This is a genomic window from Microcoleus sp. PH2017_24_DOB_U_A (assembly GCF_020738205.1).
GTDB lineage: Bacteria > Cyanobacteriota > Cyanobacteriia > Cyanobacteriales > Microcoleaceae > Microcoleus.
The window spans coordinates 1-16,899 of sequence record NZ_JAEQCT010000177.1 but is presented as its reverse complement, the minus strand read 5'-3'; the positions used below and the strand labels follow the sequence as shown (position 1 = coordinate 16,899).

Annotated in this window: 14 protein-coding genes; 4 read left to right on the top strand and 10 right to left on the bottom strand. The window is 47.0% G+C overall.

Going from position 1 to position 16,899, the window contains the following annotated elements; genetic code table 11:
* Nucleotides 1-851: 851 nt before the first annotated feature.
* Genes JGK07_RS32240 through JGK07_RS32230 form a run of 3 tightly spaced genes read right to left on the bottom strand, consistent with a single transcriptional unit; the run spans nt 852 to nt 3,045 of the window.
* Nucleotides 852-1,073 carry a hypothetical protein gene (locus tag JGK07_RS32240; RefSeq protein ID WP_293186601.1) on the bottom strand — a complete coding sequence of 74 codons (222 nt, stop codon included), beginning with the start codon at nt 1,071-1,073 and terminating at the stop codon, nt 852-854.
* Complete coding sequence (locus JGK07_RS32235; RefSeq protein ID WP_293186599.1) at nt 1,070-2,839, bottom strand: S8 family peptidase; 1,770 nt, start codon at nt 2,837-2,839, stop codon at nt 1,070-1,072. The genes JGK07_RS32240 and JGK07_RS32235 overlap by 4 nt, the downstream gene beginning before the upstream one ends.
* A gap of 29 nt (nt 2,840-2,868) precedes the next feature.
* Nucleotides 2,869-3,045: a hypothetical protein gene (locus JGK07_RS32230; RefSeq protein ID WP_293243491.1), complete on the bottom strand. Its 177-nt coding sequence runs from the start codon at nt 3,043-3,045 to the stop codon at nt 2,869-2,871.
* 186 nt (nt 3,046-3,231) lie between these two features.
* Here JGK07_RS32230 and JGK07_RS32225 point away from each other — a divergent pair, with 186 nt between their 5' ends.
* Together JGK07_RS32225 and JGK07_RS32220 are read left to right on the top strand one after the other, a co-directional pair.
* Nucleotides 3,232-3,648: a hypothetical protein gene (locus tag JGK07_RS32225; RefSeq protein ID WP_293186595.1), complete on the top strand. Its 417-nt coding sequence runs from the start codon at nt 3,232-3,234 to the stop codon at nt 3,646-3,648.
* Between the two features lie 308 nt (nt 3,649-3,956).
* Nucleotides 3,957-5,684 (top strand): pentapeptide repeat-containing protein, encoded by a 1,728-nt coding sequence (locus tag JGK07_RS32220; protein WP_293243488.1) that lies wholly within the window; start codon nt 3,957-3,959, stop codon nt 5,682-5,684.
* Between the two features lie 205 nt (nt 5,685-5,889).
* Here the strand turns inward: JGK07_RS32220 and JGK07_RS32215 are convergent, their stop codons facing one another.
* Nucleotides 5,890-6,339: a transposase gene (locus JGK07_RS32215; protein WP_293186592.1), complete on the bottom strand. Its 450-nt coding sequence runs from the start codon at nt 6,337-6,339 to the stop codon at nt 5,890-5,892.
* 103 nt (nt 6,340-6,442) lie between these two features.
* On the opposite strand from JGK07_RS32215, the gene JGK07_RS32210 reads away from it, so the two are divergent.
* Nucleotides 6,443-7,063 carry a hypothetical protein gene (locus JGK07_RS32210; protein WP_293291228.1) on the top strand — a complete coding sequence of 207 codons (621 nt, stop codon included), beginning with the start codon at nt 6,443-6,445 and terminating at the stop codon, nt 7,061-7,063.
* A gap of 115 nt (nt 7,064-7,178) precedes the next feature.
* Here the strand turns inward: JGK07_RS32210 and JGK07_RS32205 are convergent, their stop codons facing one another.
* The 6 genes from JGK07_RS32205 to JGK07_RS32180 form a co-directional block, all read right to left on the bottom strand.
* Entirely contained in the window at nt 7,179-9,272 is a 2,094-nt protein-coding gene (locus JGK07_RS32205) for a HEAT repeat domain-containing protein (RefSeq protein WP_293243482.1), read from the bottom strand.
* 337 nt (nt 9,273-9,609) lie between these two features.
* Nucleotides 9,610-9,969 carry a nitrite reductase small subunit NirD gene (gene nirD, locus JGK07_RS32200; RefSeq protein ID WP_293143783.1) on the bottom strand — a complete coding sequence of 120 codons (360 nt, stop codon included), beginning with the start codon at nt 9,967-9,969 and terminating at the stop codon, nt 9,610-9,612.
* A gap of 263 nt (nt 9,970-10,232) precedes the next feature.
* Nucleotides 10,233-12,797, bottom strand: coding sequence for a nitrite reductase large subunit NirB (nirB, locus tag JGK07_RS32195; protein ID WP_293212313.1), 2,565 nt, complete (start codon nt 12,795-12,797; stop codon nt 10,233-10,235).
* A 264-nt stretch (nt 12,798-13,061) separates the two neighbouring features.
* Entirely contained in the window at nt 13,062-13,427 is a 366-nt protein-coding gene (locus tag JGK07_RS32190; RefSeq protein WP_293186586.1) for a four helix bundle protein, read from the bottom strand.
* A 184-nt stretch (nt 13,428-13,611) separates the two neighbouring features.
* Nucleotides 13,612-14,400, bottom strand: a complete 789-nt coding sequence (locus JGK07_RS32185; RefSeq protein ID WP_293186585.1) for an ABC-2 family transporter protein — start codon at nt 14,398-14,400, stop codon at nt 13,612-13,614.
* A gap of 151 nt (nt 14,401-14,551) precedes the next feature.
* Nucleotides 14,552-15,532 (bottom strand): ATP-binding cassette domain-containing protein, encoded by a 981-nt coding sequence (locus JGK07_RS32180; protein ID WP_293207204.1) that lies wholly within the window; start codon nt 15,530-15,532, stop codon nt 14,552-14,554.
* A gap of 108 nt (nt 15,533-15,640) precedes the next feature.
* Here JGK07_RS32180 and JGK07_RS32175 point away from each other — a divergent pair, with 108 nt between their 5' ends.
* Nucleotides 15,641-16,450: a calcium-binding protein gene (locus JGK07_RS32175; protein ID WP_293193734.1), complete on the top strand. Its 810-nt coding sequence runs from the start codon at nt 15,641-15,643 to the stop codon at nt 16,448-16,450.
* The last annotated feature ends 449 nt before the right edge of the window (nt 16,451-16,899 follow it).

Here is a 16,899-nt window from a genome sequence, read left to right as displayed (position 1 = left end):
TCCCGAAAGAGGTACGGTGCTACCGGAGACTAAATTAGTAGATGCACCCTGATTAATTAACTCCCAACCAATTTTGGCCCGGGAGTTTTTTTTGTCGATCGCACCTCATATCAAATCCGATTGCATCGCCCTGTATTCATGTCCATCTTCTCTCTCTGTGCTCTCTGCGCTCTCTGCGGTTAAATAATTCCGATCCAACCGGAAACGATATCAAGCCATCAACTCTGACTAATTTCCCAAACAGTCCGGAACGAGGTAATGTCGCGCCGGAGATTAGATTAGTAGATGCACCCTGATTAATTAACTCCCGCGCCAATTTTGGCCGGGTTTTTTTTGTGTTAAGGCTGATGCTGAAAAAAATTGAGGTAAGTTTCCGGATTGCGCTGGAATTCTGAGGAAGCTTAATTGGTAGATGCACCCTGATTAATTAACTCCCGACCAATTTTGGCCGGGTTTTTTTTGGCAAAAATTAGATATAACCAGAGGTAGCGACTGTTTGAGGGCTGAAGTATAAGCTCAGAAACCCGGTTTCTAGGAGTTTTGCTCTTGGGTTACGACAAATGTTGAAAGAAACTGAGATCTTGCACCATTCTCAATTACCTTTTTATGAACAGGCAAGATGCCTGTTCCACAAGAAAATTCATCTTTTGTGGAACGGGCATCTTGCCCGTTCTTGAGAATGGTGCAAGATGTGAGAAGAAACCGAGTTGCTGAAATAAATTTTCTAAATTTTCCTGAATGTGGTGCTGTCGGAGCGGAGATTAAATTATGTAGATGCACCCTGATTAATAAACCCCAGCCAATTTTGGCCGGGGTTTTTTTTGATCGAAAGCTGGATCGAGTCGATCGACCTACAACAGATCGAAAGACTGCACCTCAAGCACCGGGCCGATCATCGCAAAAGTCATTACATCCTTGCGGATTTCACCTTTGACGCTGACTTTAAGACCAGCTTTTTTCAACTCAGAAGGAGCATCCTTAAGTTCGTAAGTTTCCCCATCTTCGCCGATTAAAGCCCAAGTGCCCGGGCCTAATCCTTTGCGTTCAATTTCGCCTTTGACTGTAATACTCATGCTGACTGCGCCTCTGTTTTAATAGCCAAACGTGCCAATCCAAAACACAACAAAGCATTGACAATCAAGAATGTTTGTGCTACTAAACCAGTTCCCAATCCCCAAACTGCGGGAGAGAGAACAGCATTCACTGCTAAACAGCTAGCAAAGCCGATCGAAGTTGCGATCGCGATCCACTTCCACTCTCTGTGTCCCAACAGCAAAACAATCAAAATCCCGGGAATTAAAACGCTAGCAAATAAGGGATTCAGCATACTGCTGCCGTTAATTGCACCGCCGAGTTCGGGGATAGAACTACCCATGATTCTCATCGGCCACTGCGGCAAGTCAAATACGAACAAGTTGCGGAGGAAACAGAAGCCAGAACTTCCAGCAATCAAGCCGCCGGAAAAGCCCCAAGTCCACTGGAAGGGGAAATAATTCCGCAAAATGAAAGCCAGCAGGTAAGAACCGAGCACCATGGCAATTTTCGGCAACAGGGCGACTGCACCGCCGTCAATCCAGAAGCGGGGGCTGAGATAGCCGTTGTCGCGCAGCCAGCGGAAGAAGTCGCGGAAGTTGATTTGTCCGCGCTGGGCTAGCTGAACTGCTGCGCCTGCGTCTAGATGTCCCGAACCAAAATGGTTTAAGGGGTCTTCTGTGACATTTCGCGAGGATTGCAAGAGTATGCTGCGAATTTGGTCTGGTTCTGTGATGCCGGAGGCTTTGATTAGGGCTGCTACGCCGGCGACGTGGGGAGAAGCCATGCTGGTGCCTTGGTAGGCTTCAAAGACTTCGTTTCCTGTTTCTGGGTCGATCGTACTTTGGAGAATTTTGCCCAGTTCAGAACCACCGGGGGCAGAAATGTCAACCCCGGCGCCGAAATTGGAATAATCGGCTTTTTCTTCGTTGGGGCCGAGGGCAGAAACGCCGATGACGTGGGGATAGCGGGCGGGATAGGAAGCGGAACTTTCGCCGGAGTTGCCTGCGGCTGCGATGATGACAACGCCTTTAGAGTGGGCGTAGTCGATCGCCTCTTCCATTAACTGACTTTCGCCGCCGCCACCTAAACTCATGTTGATGACATCTGCGCCATTGTCTGCTGCAAATTTAATTGCTTCGGCAATGTCGGAAACTGTACCGCCACCGCTGCCGCCTAATACTTTGAGCGGCATTAAAGCTGCTTCGTAGGCGATGCCTGCGACGCCGTAGTTGTTGTTAGTTGATTGGGCGACAGTACCTGCGACGTGAGTACCGTGGCCGTGGTCATCGTAGGCTTCGGCGCGATCGTTTACAAAGTCGTAGCCCGGTACAAATTTGGTTTCTTTTAAGTCGGCAACGGGGGTAATGCCGGTGTCAATTATCGCTACTGTTGTACCGCTGCCTTTGGTTTCGTTCCAGGCAGATTCTACGTTGATGCTGCGAAGATTCCACTGCTTGGTATACATGGGGTCGTTGGGAATCTCGAAAGCGCTGTATACGTAGTTCGGTTCAATGTATTCGGTATCTTTAGCCAAATTTGATTTTCTCAGGGCGTTTAGCAAAGTGCGATCGCCCTTGACAACATACACATTATCTGATGTTGAGAATTCGCTGTTGAGTTGGGGTGATATTTGGTACTGTTGGGCGATCGCATTTACTTCTTTGGCAATCTGGGCAGCACCGATATCTTCGCGGAAATCCAGCACAATCGAGTCGTAAGTGCCTTGAGTAGCCAGTCCTGGGAAATTTGAAATCGCCCAGCCGAGCCCGATTAAAAATAAGCACAAAAGGAAAAACTTTTTCATGGCCGATCGTCCGTTTAGGGAAGGCTTGTTCACCACAATAACCCAATTTTCAGTGCGATCGCCAGTTTTACGGTCGGCGGCTGCTGGATAACTCGCGGGCGGGCCTTTGGTATGTGGTGGTGGGGGCTGCCCGTGCGATCGCAAATTGGTATAATTTCTAGTTTAAATTGCCGAGCAAGTTTGAGGAGTTCAATCAATTGTATCATGAGAGGAGATGGCAAACAAAACCGGGAGTATTTTTTACCAGAAATAATTGGTTTAAAGCCTCTCCCCGATCCGGATAAATTAAAAGAAAACTATTCATTACTCCAATCCTCTTCCTTTTAGGTAGAGGTCGCCCTCATCTGTCAACTGTCAACTGTCAACTGTCAACTGAATGAAAAGGATATTGCATGGAAAGAGGTTTAATGTGGCTGCCGCTGCTGGCACTTTTTATTGCTCTGGCTTGGGCTGGATGGAACGAGTATCAAAAGTTAGAAGCGTATCGCGTCTGGGCGGAACAATTCGCTAAGGCAAAATACGATATTTATGCTGTACTCGGTCAGCAAGAAGACTGTTTGACTTGGGGGAAACCTACTCGCAGCGGCCCTGTGAATTTGCAAAGTTTTTCGTTGAAAAATGTGCAGTCGCTGCGGTTGTTAGTTAACGGTGCTGTGGTAGATTTAGAATCGCCGCCGAATTCTGGAAAAGCGATCGCCATAGAATTTCTGTTAAAAGATACTGCGGCGGTGCAGGTTCCTTTTACAGAAGTTCCTCTAGCAACTAAATGGGCAAAGTATTTGCAACAGGAATTGCAGAGATTTCTCTAAGATTATAGAGTCAATGCCATTTCTGAATCCTCTGATGTCCGGTAGATAGCTCGCAATCAAATAGGTTTGTAGTGAGGGAGCATCTCATTTTTGCAAAAAGCATTTTTTCTTTCAGTGCTGTCCCCGCTCGCGTGCTTTATAAAGCACGCGAGCGGGGACGCTCGCACTACAAATGCAAAACTCAGAGGCTCCCTGTAGTGAGGACTTCAGTCCGCATAAAATCCGAGGACTGAAGTCCTCACTACAAACGAGATAACTGTTATTTTACCCGACTATAAATTGTTTTTTACCTTCCCCTTCCCCTGCGAATGCAAATACAGGAATTTTTACAGCGCTACCAAGAGGGAGAGCGTAACTTTGCTCATATTGACCTCAGCGGTGCTAGTTTAAGCGGTGTCAACCTTCGAGAAATAGACTTAACTGGTGCTAACTTGACGGGTGCTAATTTGAGCTGGTGTTTTTTGAGCAATGCTAAGTTAATTGGGGCTTGTTTGCGCCGCGCGGATCTCCGCAGTGCGGGGATGGCTGGGGCGAATCTGACTGGGGCAAATTTGAGCGGAGCAAATCTTGCGAAAGCAGATTTGCGTCTTGGTTGTTTGGAAGCAGCAGATCTTAATTGGGCGGCGCTGTGCGAGGCGGATTTGGGCGGTGCTAATCTTCAAGGAGTTAAATCTGACCAAATTAATTTAGAAAAAGCTAAACTCGACGGCGCGCAGTTGATGGGGGCGGAATTGATGGAGGCGAATCTCAACCGCGCGAGTCTTGTTGGTGCGAATTTGACGGGTGCTAATTTGCGGGAAGCGCATTTGGTGGAAGCGAATTTGCGATCGGCAATTTTGAGCGGTGCAAATTTGATTGAAGCTGACTTGAATGGTGCGATTTTGCGATCGGCAAATCTGACGGGCGCTGACTTGCACCGAGCTGTGCTGGCGGGGGCGGATTTGACTGAGGCGGTGCTGGATCGGGCTGATTTGAGTCGAGCGAATCTGGCGGGTGCTTATTTATTGAAAGCGAGTTTTAAGCAGGCGCTTTTGCTGCGAGCTAACTTGCAAGAAGTGTATTTGCTGCGGGCGGATTTGAGCGAGGCTAATTTACGCAGTGCTGATTTGCGGAAAGCTGATTTAAGCGGCGCTTATTTGGTGGATTCGATGTTGGCTGAAGCGGATTTAAGAGAAGCTTGTTTGATTGAGTGCCATTTAATTCGGACGGATTTGGAGGGGGCGCAGCTTACGGGGTGCTGCATTCAAAATTGGCAGGTTCAAGATGTCGAGCTGTCTAAAGTTAACTGTCGTTATGTTTTTACTGACTTTGATTATACTGCGAAAGTTGTGGCAAATCGCTTTCCGGTCGATCGCGATTTTGAGTCTGGGGAATTGGGACAGCAGTATCACGAGGAAAGTTCGATTGTGGAGGTGTGTTTTGGTGAGTTTCCTAATTGGGAGGCTTTGGTGTTTACGGTGCGTCGGGTGGAGTTAGAGAGTTGCGAACTTCAGTTGAACATTCAATTTTTTGAGTCTGCCCGAGAGCAAAATTTACTGCGGCTGAGCGCGAACCGTTTGGTGAATGGTAAGATTTTGGGCGATCGCATATTGGCGCTTTATCCAGATATGTTGGAAAAGGTTTTAGCTAAGGGCGCTGAAATTTTGATTTTGCTGGGATTGGCTGTTGCGGATAACGGTTCGCAGGAGGAGTCAGCAACACCGCAGCCACCAAGGCCGCTCCCAAAAGAGGTGTTGCTCAGAAGACAGGAAATCTACGAGCGAATGGTGCGCCAAATTTCGTTTATTTTGATGTCTCAGACGCCGGATAAATTCTCTGAAAGCGTACAGCGGTTGTTGGATTATTTGAAGCAGGAAGGTGTTCCGACTATTCAGATTCAGAAGAAAGTAATCAGTCAGGCGATCGTGGAGCGGGCCAAGCAAGACGCGGGTTTTCGGGAACAGTTGTTGAGGTGGGAGAAAACGGCGTCGGCGAGTATTCGCTGTTCGATGATGGGGGAAGCGGTGCGATTTGCGATCGCCCTTTTGTGGGAATGAATAGGGAGCATCTCAGTTTTGCATTTAGAGTGCTTTCCGGAGCTCGCGTATTGTACACGCGAGCGGGGACGCTCGCACTGTTTCTGCGTACACAAAAGCCCGCGAGTTTCTCGAAAGCCCGCGAGCGGGGACGCTCGCACTGTTTTTTTGCGATCGCGTGTTTCACCCCGGGCCGCGAGCGGGGACAGCACTTTTTGTCGTCAGATTAGCTGTTTTCCCAGAAAAAAGGATATTTTTCAGGTGTATCTGATAAGTTAGCTTTGACAGGATTTTGTTTAATATATTCCCAGGTATTGATAAAATGTTGGTGGCTGTTAATAATTTCCGCGTGTCGCCCATCTTGCCAAACTTTACCGATATGCTTCATTACTTTAGGAATCTCGGTTGAACTGAAACCTTTAAGACTATGAAGCAAGCTTCCAATTGACCAGTCTTGAGAATCAGACTTCGGAAAAGGCTGAAGCAAAAGATGTACGTGATCTGGCATAATAACGGCAGCGAATAGTTGATATCTTTGGTTGTGAAAGTGCAAGGTAGAATCTAGAACAACTTGTCGAGCCGGTGGAGTTAGTTCTAGTCTTTCCCAGGTAACGAATGTTATAAAATGGATATTCTTGGGGAGTGGTAATTGAATAAAATCTTGTTTCAATGACATTGATTTACCTCATTTAATTGCAAATTGGATTGAGTGCCAGGGACGGCGTGGAAAAATTGGCAAAAATCGCCGGAAATCCTACAGTGCGAGCGTCCCCGCTCGCGTGGAAAAATACCCATCGCTCGCGGATCAAAATTGGCAAAAATCGCTGGAAATCCTACAGTGCGAGCGTCCCCGCTCGCGTGGAAAAATACCCATCGCTCGCGGATCAAAATTGGCAAAAATCGCTGGAAATCCCACAGTGCGAGCGTCCCCGCTCGCGTGGAAAAATACCCATCGCTCGCGGATCAAAATTGGCAAAAATCGCCGGAAATTGCACAGTGCGAGCGTCCCCGCTCGCGTGAAAAAATACCCATCGCTCGCGGATCAAAATTGGCAAAAATCGCCGGAAATTGCACAGTGCGAGCGTCCCCGCTCGCGGGAAAGAATAGCCCAATCCCGAGCAAAAATCAACAAAAATTGTCGGAAATCCCACAGTGCGAGCGTCCCCGCTCGCGTGGAAAAATACCCATCGCTCGCGTGGAAAAATACCCATCGCTCGCGTGAAAAATACCCATCGCTCGCGTGGAAAAATACCCATCGCTCGCGTGGAAAAATACCCATCGCTCGCGTGGAAAAATACCCATCGCTCGCGTGGAAAAATCAACATCAATTCGGTACAAGAATCAACATCAATCGTGCGGCAAAATCAATATATAGCCTTTCTCAAAAAGATGAGGTATAACTGACAGCTCATATAACCACTAAACTAAGAAGGGCCCAAGCCCAACAACATACCTCATCTTTCTGAGCACCGTTATAAATAGCCCGATCGCACTATTCCTCCACCAGCCAACCAATTACCAATCTTGACTCGCCAGTTGGCGGCCCGCTAAAGCCCGCACTTGCTCGTCTACGTCGGAAACTGCGAGCGATCGCACCAATCGCAAAGTTTCCTCATTTTCGGGATAATGTTCGATAATTGCTTCGAGTGCTGTAAACCGGGGATTGTAAGCAAAAGAACCTGTTCTATCGTAGGCATCGGTAAGAGCTCTGTGGCGCAAAAACTCAAACATTCCCGGTTCGTCCTTCCATCCCCGAATTAACTCTACCAGAGCGATCGCCCGCACCTGCGAATCATCATCCTGCTCGGCCCTAATTTTCAGCCACTCAAAAGTTTGAGACTCATTTGTCCGCCCCCGGGCTAACTTTTGCAAAGCAATTTTCCTAACAGCCGAACTCTCATCGCCCTCTGCTTTAGCCTCCAACATCCGCAAAGTTTCAGCACCATCGGGCCAATTGCGAGCAAGTTCCTGCACCGCCACCTCACGCACCTCCTCATCCCCAGCATCAAGCTGAATTTTCAACCAAGACAAGGTTTCCGGCTCTTGCGGCCATCCCCGCGCTATTTCTCGCACCAGCACGCTCAGCAAGTGAGAATTGGGCTCCGACTCCGCCAGTTGTTTGAGAAAAGGCAGCGTCTCGCCCCGGTGTCCCCAGCCTCTTGCTATCTGTTCCACCGCAGTTTCTCGGACGTTGATGTGTCTGTCTGATTCAGCCAGAATTTTCAACCATTCAAAGACTTCGAGACTGGCTGACGGTAAGGTGGCTGCGGCTACTACTACCACTTGCCGCACAGTCCAATAATCATCTGAGTTCGCAATTTTTTGCAGCAGGGGCAGTGTCTCTGGGCTGTCGGGCCAACAGGAGGCAATTTGTTGCAAGGCTATTTCGCGCAGTTCGGCGTCGAGATCGCTCGTAGCTATATTTTGCAAAAAAGCCAGAGTTTCGGGCTTAGATGGCCAGCCAGAGGCAATTCCTTGGACTGCCGCCTGCCGGACGGTGGAACTCGCGTCGGACTGGGCGAGACTTTTCAGCAGCGGGTAAATATCTGGTTCGCCCGGCCAGCGCGAGGCCAATTCTTCGATCGCCGCTGTTCGCACTTCTTCGTTGCTGTCGGAGGTGGCTAGGGTTTTCAGCAGCAAGCAAACCTCGTCATCGGCGGGCCAACCCGCTGCCAATTCCCGCACCGCTACTGTTCGCAGGGTAGAACTTCCTGTCTGGGCAAGGTTTTGAAGCTGGGACACCGTGCCTAAAACGCTGTGCCAACCTCTGGCTATTTCTTGCCACGCTACGACTCGCACTCCCAAATTTTCGTCGGATTCGGCGGCCGTTCTCAGCAGCAGCAAGGTATCTGTGCGATCGGGCCAACGAGAGGCCAACTGTTCCAGGGCGCAGGTGCGGACTGCGGGACTGCGATCGGACTGAGCCAGAACCGCCAGCAGCGGCAAGGTATCGCTGTTAGAGGGCCAACCAGAAGCCATTTCTTCGATTGCAGCCGATCGCACTGCCCAGCTTCGATCGGATTTAGCGAGGTTTTTGAGCATCAGATAAATTTCTGGTTCGTCAGGCCAACCGCAGGCTATGGCTTTGACTGCTGTGGCGCGGACTTCGCCGCTGTCGCTGGAGTGTGCTAGTATTTTGAGCCAAGGCAGGGTTTGCGGGTCGTTTTTCCAAGTTTGGGCGATCGCGGCGATCGATCGATAGCGAATTTGATAAGTTTCCTGCAATTCTTCAGCGCTTTGATAAAGAATCAGAAAAACCGTACCGTATTGCGATAACTTTTTTAAAGCGTTTAACAGTTTTTTTTCTGTTGTTTCATTGATGCCATTTTTAACTCTTGATAGGCATTCTGCTGCTAAAAATAAATTAATAAATTTTTCTTGTTGACCATTTTGAGTTATCAAATATTCTATAACTTCGCTCGCTGTTTCTTTGTCGAGCTTGGCTGCAATTTCTCGGAGGAATTCGTGCAAAGATTCATCTCGCCAGTGCTGGCCGAAAACTTGTGTTTGGAGTTCGGCCCCAGTCAGTTGACCTGTTTTGAGTTGTGCGTCGATTAACTCTGCCACTGTCTGGGGATTATTTTCGACAACAAGTTTTTTTAATAACATAGTGATATCCTACCCCCTAAAGTTTGTTTGGATTGAAAATCTGAAATAAGACGCTCGCGGTTGAAACGGCTTCTATAGATACAAAACCCGCTTGTATAGCGGATTGAAAACCGAGTGGTTGAAATTACGCTATCTTCTTTACACCGTGCAGGCGGACGAAAGTTTGACTGTAGATGCGATTTCTACCGCTGTCCGATCCAGATTGTAGTATGCAGCCGATCGACTCTATTTTATAGCAAAACCAGTGGCTCGATCGCGCCCCAATGCAAAATCCGCCACCACCCAATCGGAATGTTGGGTGTTGGCGGATGGATCTCGAACAATTGGGGCGTTGAATCTAGCTAGCTGCTACTTGGACGCGATCGCCTGCAACCCGAACCCGAAAAGTCGGAATTGTTACCGTTTCATCGTCCAAACACTGGCCAGTAGCCAAGCTAAAATTCTGCTTGTAAATCGGAGAAGCAACTTTTAGAGTGCCGCTGCGATCGCCCACAAGTCCTCGGGACAACACAAAAGCCTTGCTAAACGGGTCGTAATTGCTCAAAGCATACAGTTCATCCCCGTTTCCCACTCGGAAAACAGCCACTTGTTCCCCAGCCACCAAAGCGCAAACTCCTGTATTTGGGGCGATCGCATCCAGGGAGCACACATCTACCCAAGTTGTTACTGTATCGGAAACCTGTAATGATTGAACCATTTTTTTCCTGTTAATTTAATACGACTAATCTCATTCCCAGTCTACGGCTTTCATCCTATCAACAATTGGCTAAAACCTACGATCCCCCTTTTTAAGGGGGACGCAAGATAATACTCCTGTTCCTCCCTTTTTTTAATGGGGTTAGGAGAATTTTGATAATACTCCTGTCCCCCCCTTTTTAAGGGGGGTTAGGGGGGATCCGGGGCTTTGCCTAAAACAATCAAGCTGACAATAGGTTTAAGTTCAAGTTGACACGCTTGGAATTATTCCGAAACTCCAGCTAGAGCCTTTTCATCCTCGTAAGCAGGGCGATTTTGTCCCCGTTCCTCGACACGAACAATACTCGGATCTGGCAAATCGGAATTCACAAAATGCTGGAATCGCTGCACCTTTTGCGGGTCTTCAATCGTCGTTTTCCACTCGCATTGATAAGTATTCACCAAATGCTCCATCTGCGCCTCCAACTCAGCACAAATGCCCAGAGAATCTTCAATTACCACCTGCTTCAAGTATTCAATACCGCCCTCAAGCTTGTTCAACCAAGTAGCGGTGCGTTCCAGGCGATCGGCCGTGCGAATGTACAAGACCAAAAAGCGATCGATATACTTAATCAAAGTTTCCTTATCGATATCCGCCGCCAGCAAAACCGCGTGCTGCGGCTTAATCCCGCCGTTACCGCACACGTACAAATTCCAACCATTCTCAGTAGCAATAATCCCAAAATCCTTGCTTTGAGCTTCCGCGCATTCGCGAGTGCAGCCAGAGACAGCAGACTTGAGCTTGTGGGGCGATCGCAAACCGCGATAGCGCAACTCAACCTCGATCGCCAAACTCGTCGAATCCTGCACCCCAAAGCGGCACCAAGTGCTACCAACACAAGATTTGACAGTCCGCAAAGCCTTACCGTAAGCGTGTCCAGACTCAAATCCCGCATCAATCAAGCGGTGCCAAATATGCGGCAACTGATCCACCCGAGCACCAAGCAAATCGATCCGCTGTCCGCCAGTAATCTTAGTATAAAGCCCAAAATCCCTGGCAACTTCTCCCAAAGCAATCAACCTCTCCGGCGTAATTTCTCCACCCGGGATGCGCGGTATCACCGAATAAGTACCGTCGCGCTGAATGTTTGCCAAATAGTAATCGTTGGTATCTTGCAAACCAACGTGAGACTTCTCTAGAATATGGTCGTTCCAAGTAGAAGCCAGCATCGAAGCCACAGCAGGCTTGCAAATTTCGCAGCCGTGCCCTTTGCCGTGTTTGGCGATCGTCTCATCAAAGCTTTTCAGCTCTTGAGAGCGCACCAAATGGTACAATTCTTGACGGGAAAACTCAAAATGTTCGCAGAGATTATTTTTGACCGCAAACCCGGCTTTCTTCATCTCCGACTTAAAGATATCCGTCACCAAAGGCACGCAACCGCCGCAGCCCGTACCAGCTTGAGTGCATTTCTTGACACTGCCGACATCAGTTAAATTGCGATCGCGAATCGCCTCACAAATCTGCCCTTTGCTGACATTATTGCAAGAACAAATTTGAGCAGAATCCGGCAGACTCTCCACACCAAAACCAGCAGGTGCTCCGCCTTCGCGCGGTGGCATCAACAAATCTTCTGGATGTGGCGGCAAAGCAATATCATTTTGCATGAATTGCAGCAAAGTGCCGTAAGCAGAAGCATCTCCGACGAGAATACCGCCTAAAATTCGGCTACCATCTTGATTTAAAACTAATTTCTTGTAAGTGCCTTGGAAATTGTCAGCAACAACAATCTCTTTAGCACCGGCAGAATTCGCAAAAGCATCACCAAAACTCGCCACATCCACACCCAAAAGTTTCAGTTTTGTGGACATATCCGCACCAGTGAAAGTGCTAGTGGGACGGGCATCTTGCCCGTCATCCGCAGCGCTGCTCAAAATATCTGCTGCTACGCCAGCCATTGTATAACCAGGGGCAACTAAACCGTAGATGCGATTTTGATAAAGTGCACATTCGCCGATCGCATAAATATCAGAATCCGAAGTTTGGCAGCTATCATTGATCGTAATACCGCCGCGCTCTCCCACCGCAATCCCGCAATCTCGGGCGATTTCATCTCGGGGGCGAATGCCAGCAGAAAACACAATCATATCCGTTGCCAATTCCGAACCATCAGCAAACAGCATCTTAGAAACTTTGCCATCTTCGCTAACAATTTCGGTGGTAGATTTGCTAGTGTGAACCGAAACCCCCAACTCCTCAATTTTGTTACGGAGAATCGCACCACCAACCTCATCAACTTGCACGGGCATCAGCCGCGACGCAAACTCAACCACATGAGTTTTTAAACCCATATTTTGGAGAGCATTAGCGCACTCCAAGCCTAACAAACCGCCGCCAATTACTACACCTATTTTGCAATTTTTAGCATAATCTGACATCGCCTCCAAATCGTCAATTGTCCGGTAAACAAAAGTACCAGCCGCGTCTTTGCCTTTGATAGGCGGTACAAATGGATAGGAACCCGTAGCGAGTACAAGTTTGTCGTAGGGAACTTCTAAACCGTTGGCTGAAGAGACAGTTTTTTGTTCGCGATTGATGGCGACTGCTTTGTCGCCGATGTGAATTTGAATACCATTTTCTTGATAAAATCCCGGTGCAACTAGAGATAAATCTCCCGCCGTTTTCCCAGAGAAAAATCCGCTGAGGTTTACGCGATCGTAAGCAACCCGCTGCTCTTCACAAAAAGTAATTAAATTCCAGTTTTTGGCAGCATCCGAGCTCACCATTAACTCTAGGAACTTGTGACCTACCATACCATTGCCAATTACAATCAGATTTTTTTTGGCTGTCATTAGAATCTCTTTTATCTCGTTTATCCGTCGTTGGTTTTATTAATATAAGAATTTTTTGTAAACTTTTGTATGTATGGATACAAAAAGTTAACTTTTATGCAATTGTCGTATGGTGGCGATTGCATTTTTGCATGAGGTGTGGTGACAGTTGATAATTGACAGTTGATAATTGACAGTTGATAATTGATAATTCACAGGGCAGGAGATTGTTCGGTAAATATCCACTGTCCATCTGTTCACTGTCAACAGTCCCTCTGCTCACTGTCAACTGTCATTGAGTTTTTGTTTGGTTGTTTTGATGATGCTGGTTAGTAGTTTTAGGAGTTCTTTTAGGTCGTTTAAGATTGATTCGCTTTCTTTTGGGGTGAGATAATCGGTTTCTCGAAGTAGCAATATCCAGTATTCAGTTTCGTGGGCTTCTTTGAGGGCTATCGCTAGTTTATGAATAAAATCGGCTTTGCTTTCTGCTTGTTCTGCTTCTCTAACTAATGCACCGATAGCTGTTCCAGATCGTAGTAGTTGTTTTGACAATACATATTCTTTTTTATTGAAAAACAAGTATTTATATAGGTTTACCGTTCGGACGGCAAACGCAAAAGATTTATTTTTGAGTGGTGAGTTATCAGTCATTGACAGTTGATAGTTGATAGTTGACAGTTGATAGTTGATAGTTGATAGTGCCCGAGATTGTTCGCTAAATATCCACTATGAACTGTCAAGTGTCAACTGTCAATAGTCCCCTCTCAACTGTCAATTGCCAACTGTCAACTGTCAATTCTTCACTGTCAACTGTCAACTGTCAACTGTCAACTGTTTAAGCTCCCATACCGGAATACTGTTTTAAACCCTGCCGCCACAGCCAGCGATTCCACACAAAAAACACCACACCCCAACCCAGCATCACCAACAAACCACGGCCAACATCAACGGGCAATCCGATCAAAATTGAAGCAGGAAAATGAATCAAATAAGGAAACGGAGTCCACAAAACCACTGCGCGCACTGCTGGGGGAAACACTTCTAACGGTGCGATAATTCCCGATAAAAACAGGTAAATCAAGAACCAAAATTGCTCGATCGCACTTGCGCGCTCTATCCAAAAAGCAAACAGCGCAAAGGTATACTGGATCAGGAACCGCAAGCAAAAAGCCAAGACGACAACCAAGGAAAACAGCAAAAACCTGCCCAAACTCGGCACCCAAAAAGACTGTGGGTAAAGTGCAAAAAACAGCAGCACTAATCCGAATACAAAAGGTAGCCTCGCAAACCTTTCGGAAACATGAGATGCGAAGTGATGCCATACTGGATCTAGAGGCTGCAACAATCTATTAGATAACTTGCCTTGGACTACTTCTTTTTCAAACTCCCAAATCACCCAAACAACATTAGTTTGTCGGACAATGAAAGCTGCCAAAAAGTAACGGGCAAAGTCGATCGCCTTTAGCCCAAACTGACCACTTTCTGATGCTTGCATCCACACGCCCATCAAGATAAACGGCAAAGCTCCCGACAGGGCCCACAAAAACAATTCTGCCCGGTATTCGAGCATATAAGCGTAGTAAGTCAGTAGCAAAGTTTTAGCAATTCTGATGATTCTTTTCATATCAATCTCACTAAAAAAATTATAGGTAAAGGTACGTTGTTGGGCTTTAGCCCTCTTTCGGCGTATATAGAAAGAGGGCTGAAGCCCAACAACGTACCTATCTTTATCTTGAGAATAAAACACCTTGCTTTTTAGGTAATCTGGGGGAACTCTACACTTTTCCCGTGCGAAAAACTCGACCGATTACCTCTTCAATTGGCGGATCTGTGACAGTCAAATCTATCACTTCCAACTGGGCTAAAATCTTCGACACGCTCGCCGTCAGCTCCTCCCTTTTGACCAAAAACCGGACTGAATTACCTTCAATAGATTCTACCTCGCCGTAAGCAAAAGCGCTATCTTTTGCTAGCGGTTCGGCTAATTTTACCTGGACTTCTCGGTAAGGTGCAAACCTGTCGAGCAATCCGTCCAAACTGCCATCATAAACTAATTGCCCTTCATGGATTAACAAAACACGCTTGCATAAAGCCGTAATGTCAGCCATATAGTGACTTGTCAAAAGCACAGTTGCTTGATAGCGCTCGTTATATTCTCGCAGAAATTGCCTGACACTAAACTGTGCGTTGATATCCAAACCTAAAGTCGGTTCATCTAAAAATAATACCTCCGGTTGGTGCAGCAGTGCGGCCATCAATTCCGCTTTCATTCGCTCGCCTAAAGACAGCTTGCGTACCGCCTGATTTAATTTGCCTTCTAGTGACAGCATTTCTGTCAATTCTCCAATTCGCTGTCGGTAATCTCGATCGGGAATGCCGTAGACTGCGGCATTGATTCGCAGAGAGTCGAGTACGGGTAAATCCCAAATTAACTGCTGTTTCTGCCCCATAACTAAGGTGATTCTTTGCAGAAAAGCTGCTTCGCGGCCAAAAGGAGTACGATCGCACACAGTGACAGTACCATCAGACGGGTAAATCAAACCAGTCAACATTTTCAGCGTCGTAGTTTTGCCCGCACCGTTAGCGCCGAGAAACCCCACCACTTCACCAGGTTCAATACTGAAAGAAACGCCCTCAACTGCTTTGATATTGCGGTAAGTGCGCTTAAAAAAGTGCTGCATGGTTCCTTTCAGTCCCGGTTCCTTAATCGCTACGGGATAAACTTTGCTTAAGTCTTTAACTAAGATAATTGGCATTGGCTCTAGTTTTAACTTTTATTTTAATGTGCGATCGCGCGATCGGGTTGTGCCAAGCTGTAGAATATTACAAGATATCCATTATCACATCGCACAAAATTTACAACTATGGTACTCACCCCCGATAATTCTGGCATCCCTCGCTTGGTAGGAGACAATACTGCTGAAAATATTACACTTGCACCGGGACAACTTGCCAGTTTTCCTGGGGGAGTTTGGATGCTGGGCGGCAATGATACTGTCAGGGGCGCGTCAGATGCAGAAAGGATTTTCGGCAACGATGGTAAAGACAGTCTGTTTGGCGGTGCCGGCGATGATTCTATTTACGGCGGCAAAGCTGATGACGATGTTTTGGGAGAAGCTGGAAACGATTTCTTGACGGGAGATAAAAATAGTGATTTCGTTGATGGCGGCGTGGGAAATGATTTGCTGCGCGGGGGGCAAGGTGTTGATTTGTTAGTCGGTGGTGACGGCAACGATACTTTAATTGGCGACAGAGATGTGGATGTTTACAAAGGAGGTGCGGGCAACGATGTCTTTGTTTTGAGAGTCGATCAAGCTGGACTTAGATTAGTTGGAAATGAAGTTCCTGACGCCGTAATTATCGATTTTGATAAGTCTAGCGATTCAATCGGAATTAGTACGGCATTCACCAGCAGCAATATCACTTTTGAACAAGTGAGTTATAGTTTAAACGATCCGAGACTACTGTTACTCGATCCAGGAAGTATCTCGGGGGGAACGAGTTTGTTAGCCAAGGGCGGCATCTCGCAGCAAAGTCTCGATCCCGATCGTAATGGGCGTGTGGAAGCTACTAATATTAGATTCGGTTTTACTAATGCTTTGTTGGGGACTGTGTTGAATGTGACTCCGGCAGATTTAAACGGGCGTTTGATTAATGCTAGTTCTCTGCTTTAATCTGTAGGTGTAGGGTGCGAAATACGCACCTTATTAGAAAGATGAGGTACGTTGTTGGGCTTGGGCCCTCTTAGTATTTATGATATAGTAAGCGAGGTCGCATCAAAAACTCCATTTACAGTCATACCTCATCTTTCTGATAAATGCTATATGCACCTTATTAGACTTGAATTAAATAAATCTGACTTTGATACATAAACCGCAGATGATTTTCTGCTCGCTGGAAATGAATGCAATTGCTCGTCTACTAATAATACCAATTATAGAAGAATTCTTGGTACAATATTTGAGGTTGAGTTTGTTTGCTCGACAAAGATTGGATCAAGGTACGTTGTTGCGCTTCAGCGCTCTTTATATATATTCGGAAAGAGCGCTGAAGCGCAACTACGTACCTAATTTTTCGTTTTTTATATATATTCGGAAAGAGCGCTGAAGCGCAACTACGTACC

Excerpts from the sequence above, each read along its gene's own strand:
- JGK07_RS32205 (WP_293243482.1), bottom strand. The coding sequence starts at position 9,272 with ATGTTATTAAAAAAACTTGTTGTCGAAAATAATCCCCAGACAGTGGCA.
- JGK07_RS32175 (WP_293193734.1), top strand. The coding sequence starts at position 15,641 with ATGGTACTCACCCCCGATAATTCTGGCATCCCTCGCTTGGTAGGAGAC.
- JGK07_RS32215 (WP_293186592.1), bottom strand. The coding sequence starts at position 6,339 with ATGTCATTGAAACAAGATTTTATTCAATTACCACTCCCCAAGAATATC.
- nirD (WP_293143783.1), bottom strand. The coding sequence starts at position 9,969 with ATGGTTCAATCATTACAGGTTTCCGATACAGTAACAACTTGGGTAGAT.
- JGK07_RS32240 (WP_293186601.1), bottom strand. The coding sequence starts at position 1,073 with ATGAGTATTACAGTCAAAGGCGAAATTGAACGCAAAGGATTAGGCCCG.
- JGK07_RS32180 (WP_293207204.1), bottom strand. The coding sequence starts at position 15,532 with ATGCCAATTATCTTAGTTAAAGACTTAAGCAAAGTTTATCCCGTAGCG.
- JGK07_RS32230 (WP_293243491.1), bottom strand. The coding sequence starts at position 3,045 with ATGATACAATTGATTGAACTCCTCAAACTTGCTCGGCAATTTAAACTA.
- JGK07_RS32185 (WP_293186585.1), bottom strand. The coding sequence starts at position 14,400 with ATGAAAAGAATCATCAGAATTGCTAAAACTTTGCTACTGACTTACTAC.
- JGK07_RS32225 (WP_293186595.1), top strand. The coding sequence starts at position 3,232 with ATGGAAAGAGGTTTAATGTGGCTGCCGCTGCTGGCACTTTTTATTGCT.
- nirB (WP_293212313.1), bottom strand. The coding sequence starts at position 12,797 with ATGACAGCCAAAAAAAATCTGATTGTAATTGGCAATGGTATGGTAGGT.
- JGK07_RS32220 (WP_293243488.1), top strand. The coding sequence starts at position 3,957 with ATGCAAATACAGGAATTTTTACAGCGCTACCAAGAGGGAGAGCGTAAC.
- JGK07_RS32235 (WP_293186599.1), bottom strand. The coding sequence starts at position 2,839 with ATGAAAAAGTTTTTCCTTTTGTGCTTATTTTTAATCGGGCTCGGCTGG.
- JGK07_RS32190 (WP_293186586.1), bottom strand. The coding sequence starts at position 13,427 with ATGACTGATAACTCACCACTCAAAAATAAATCTTTTGCGTTTGCCGTC.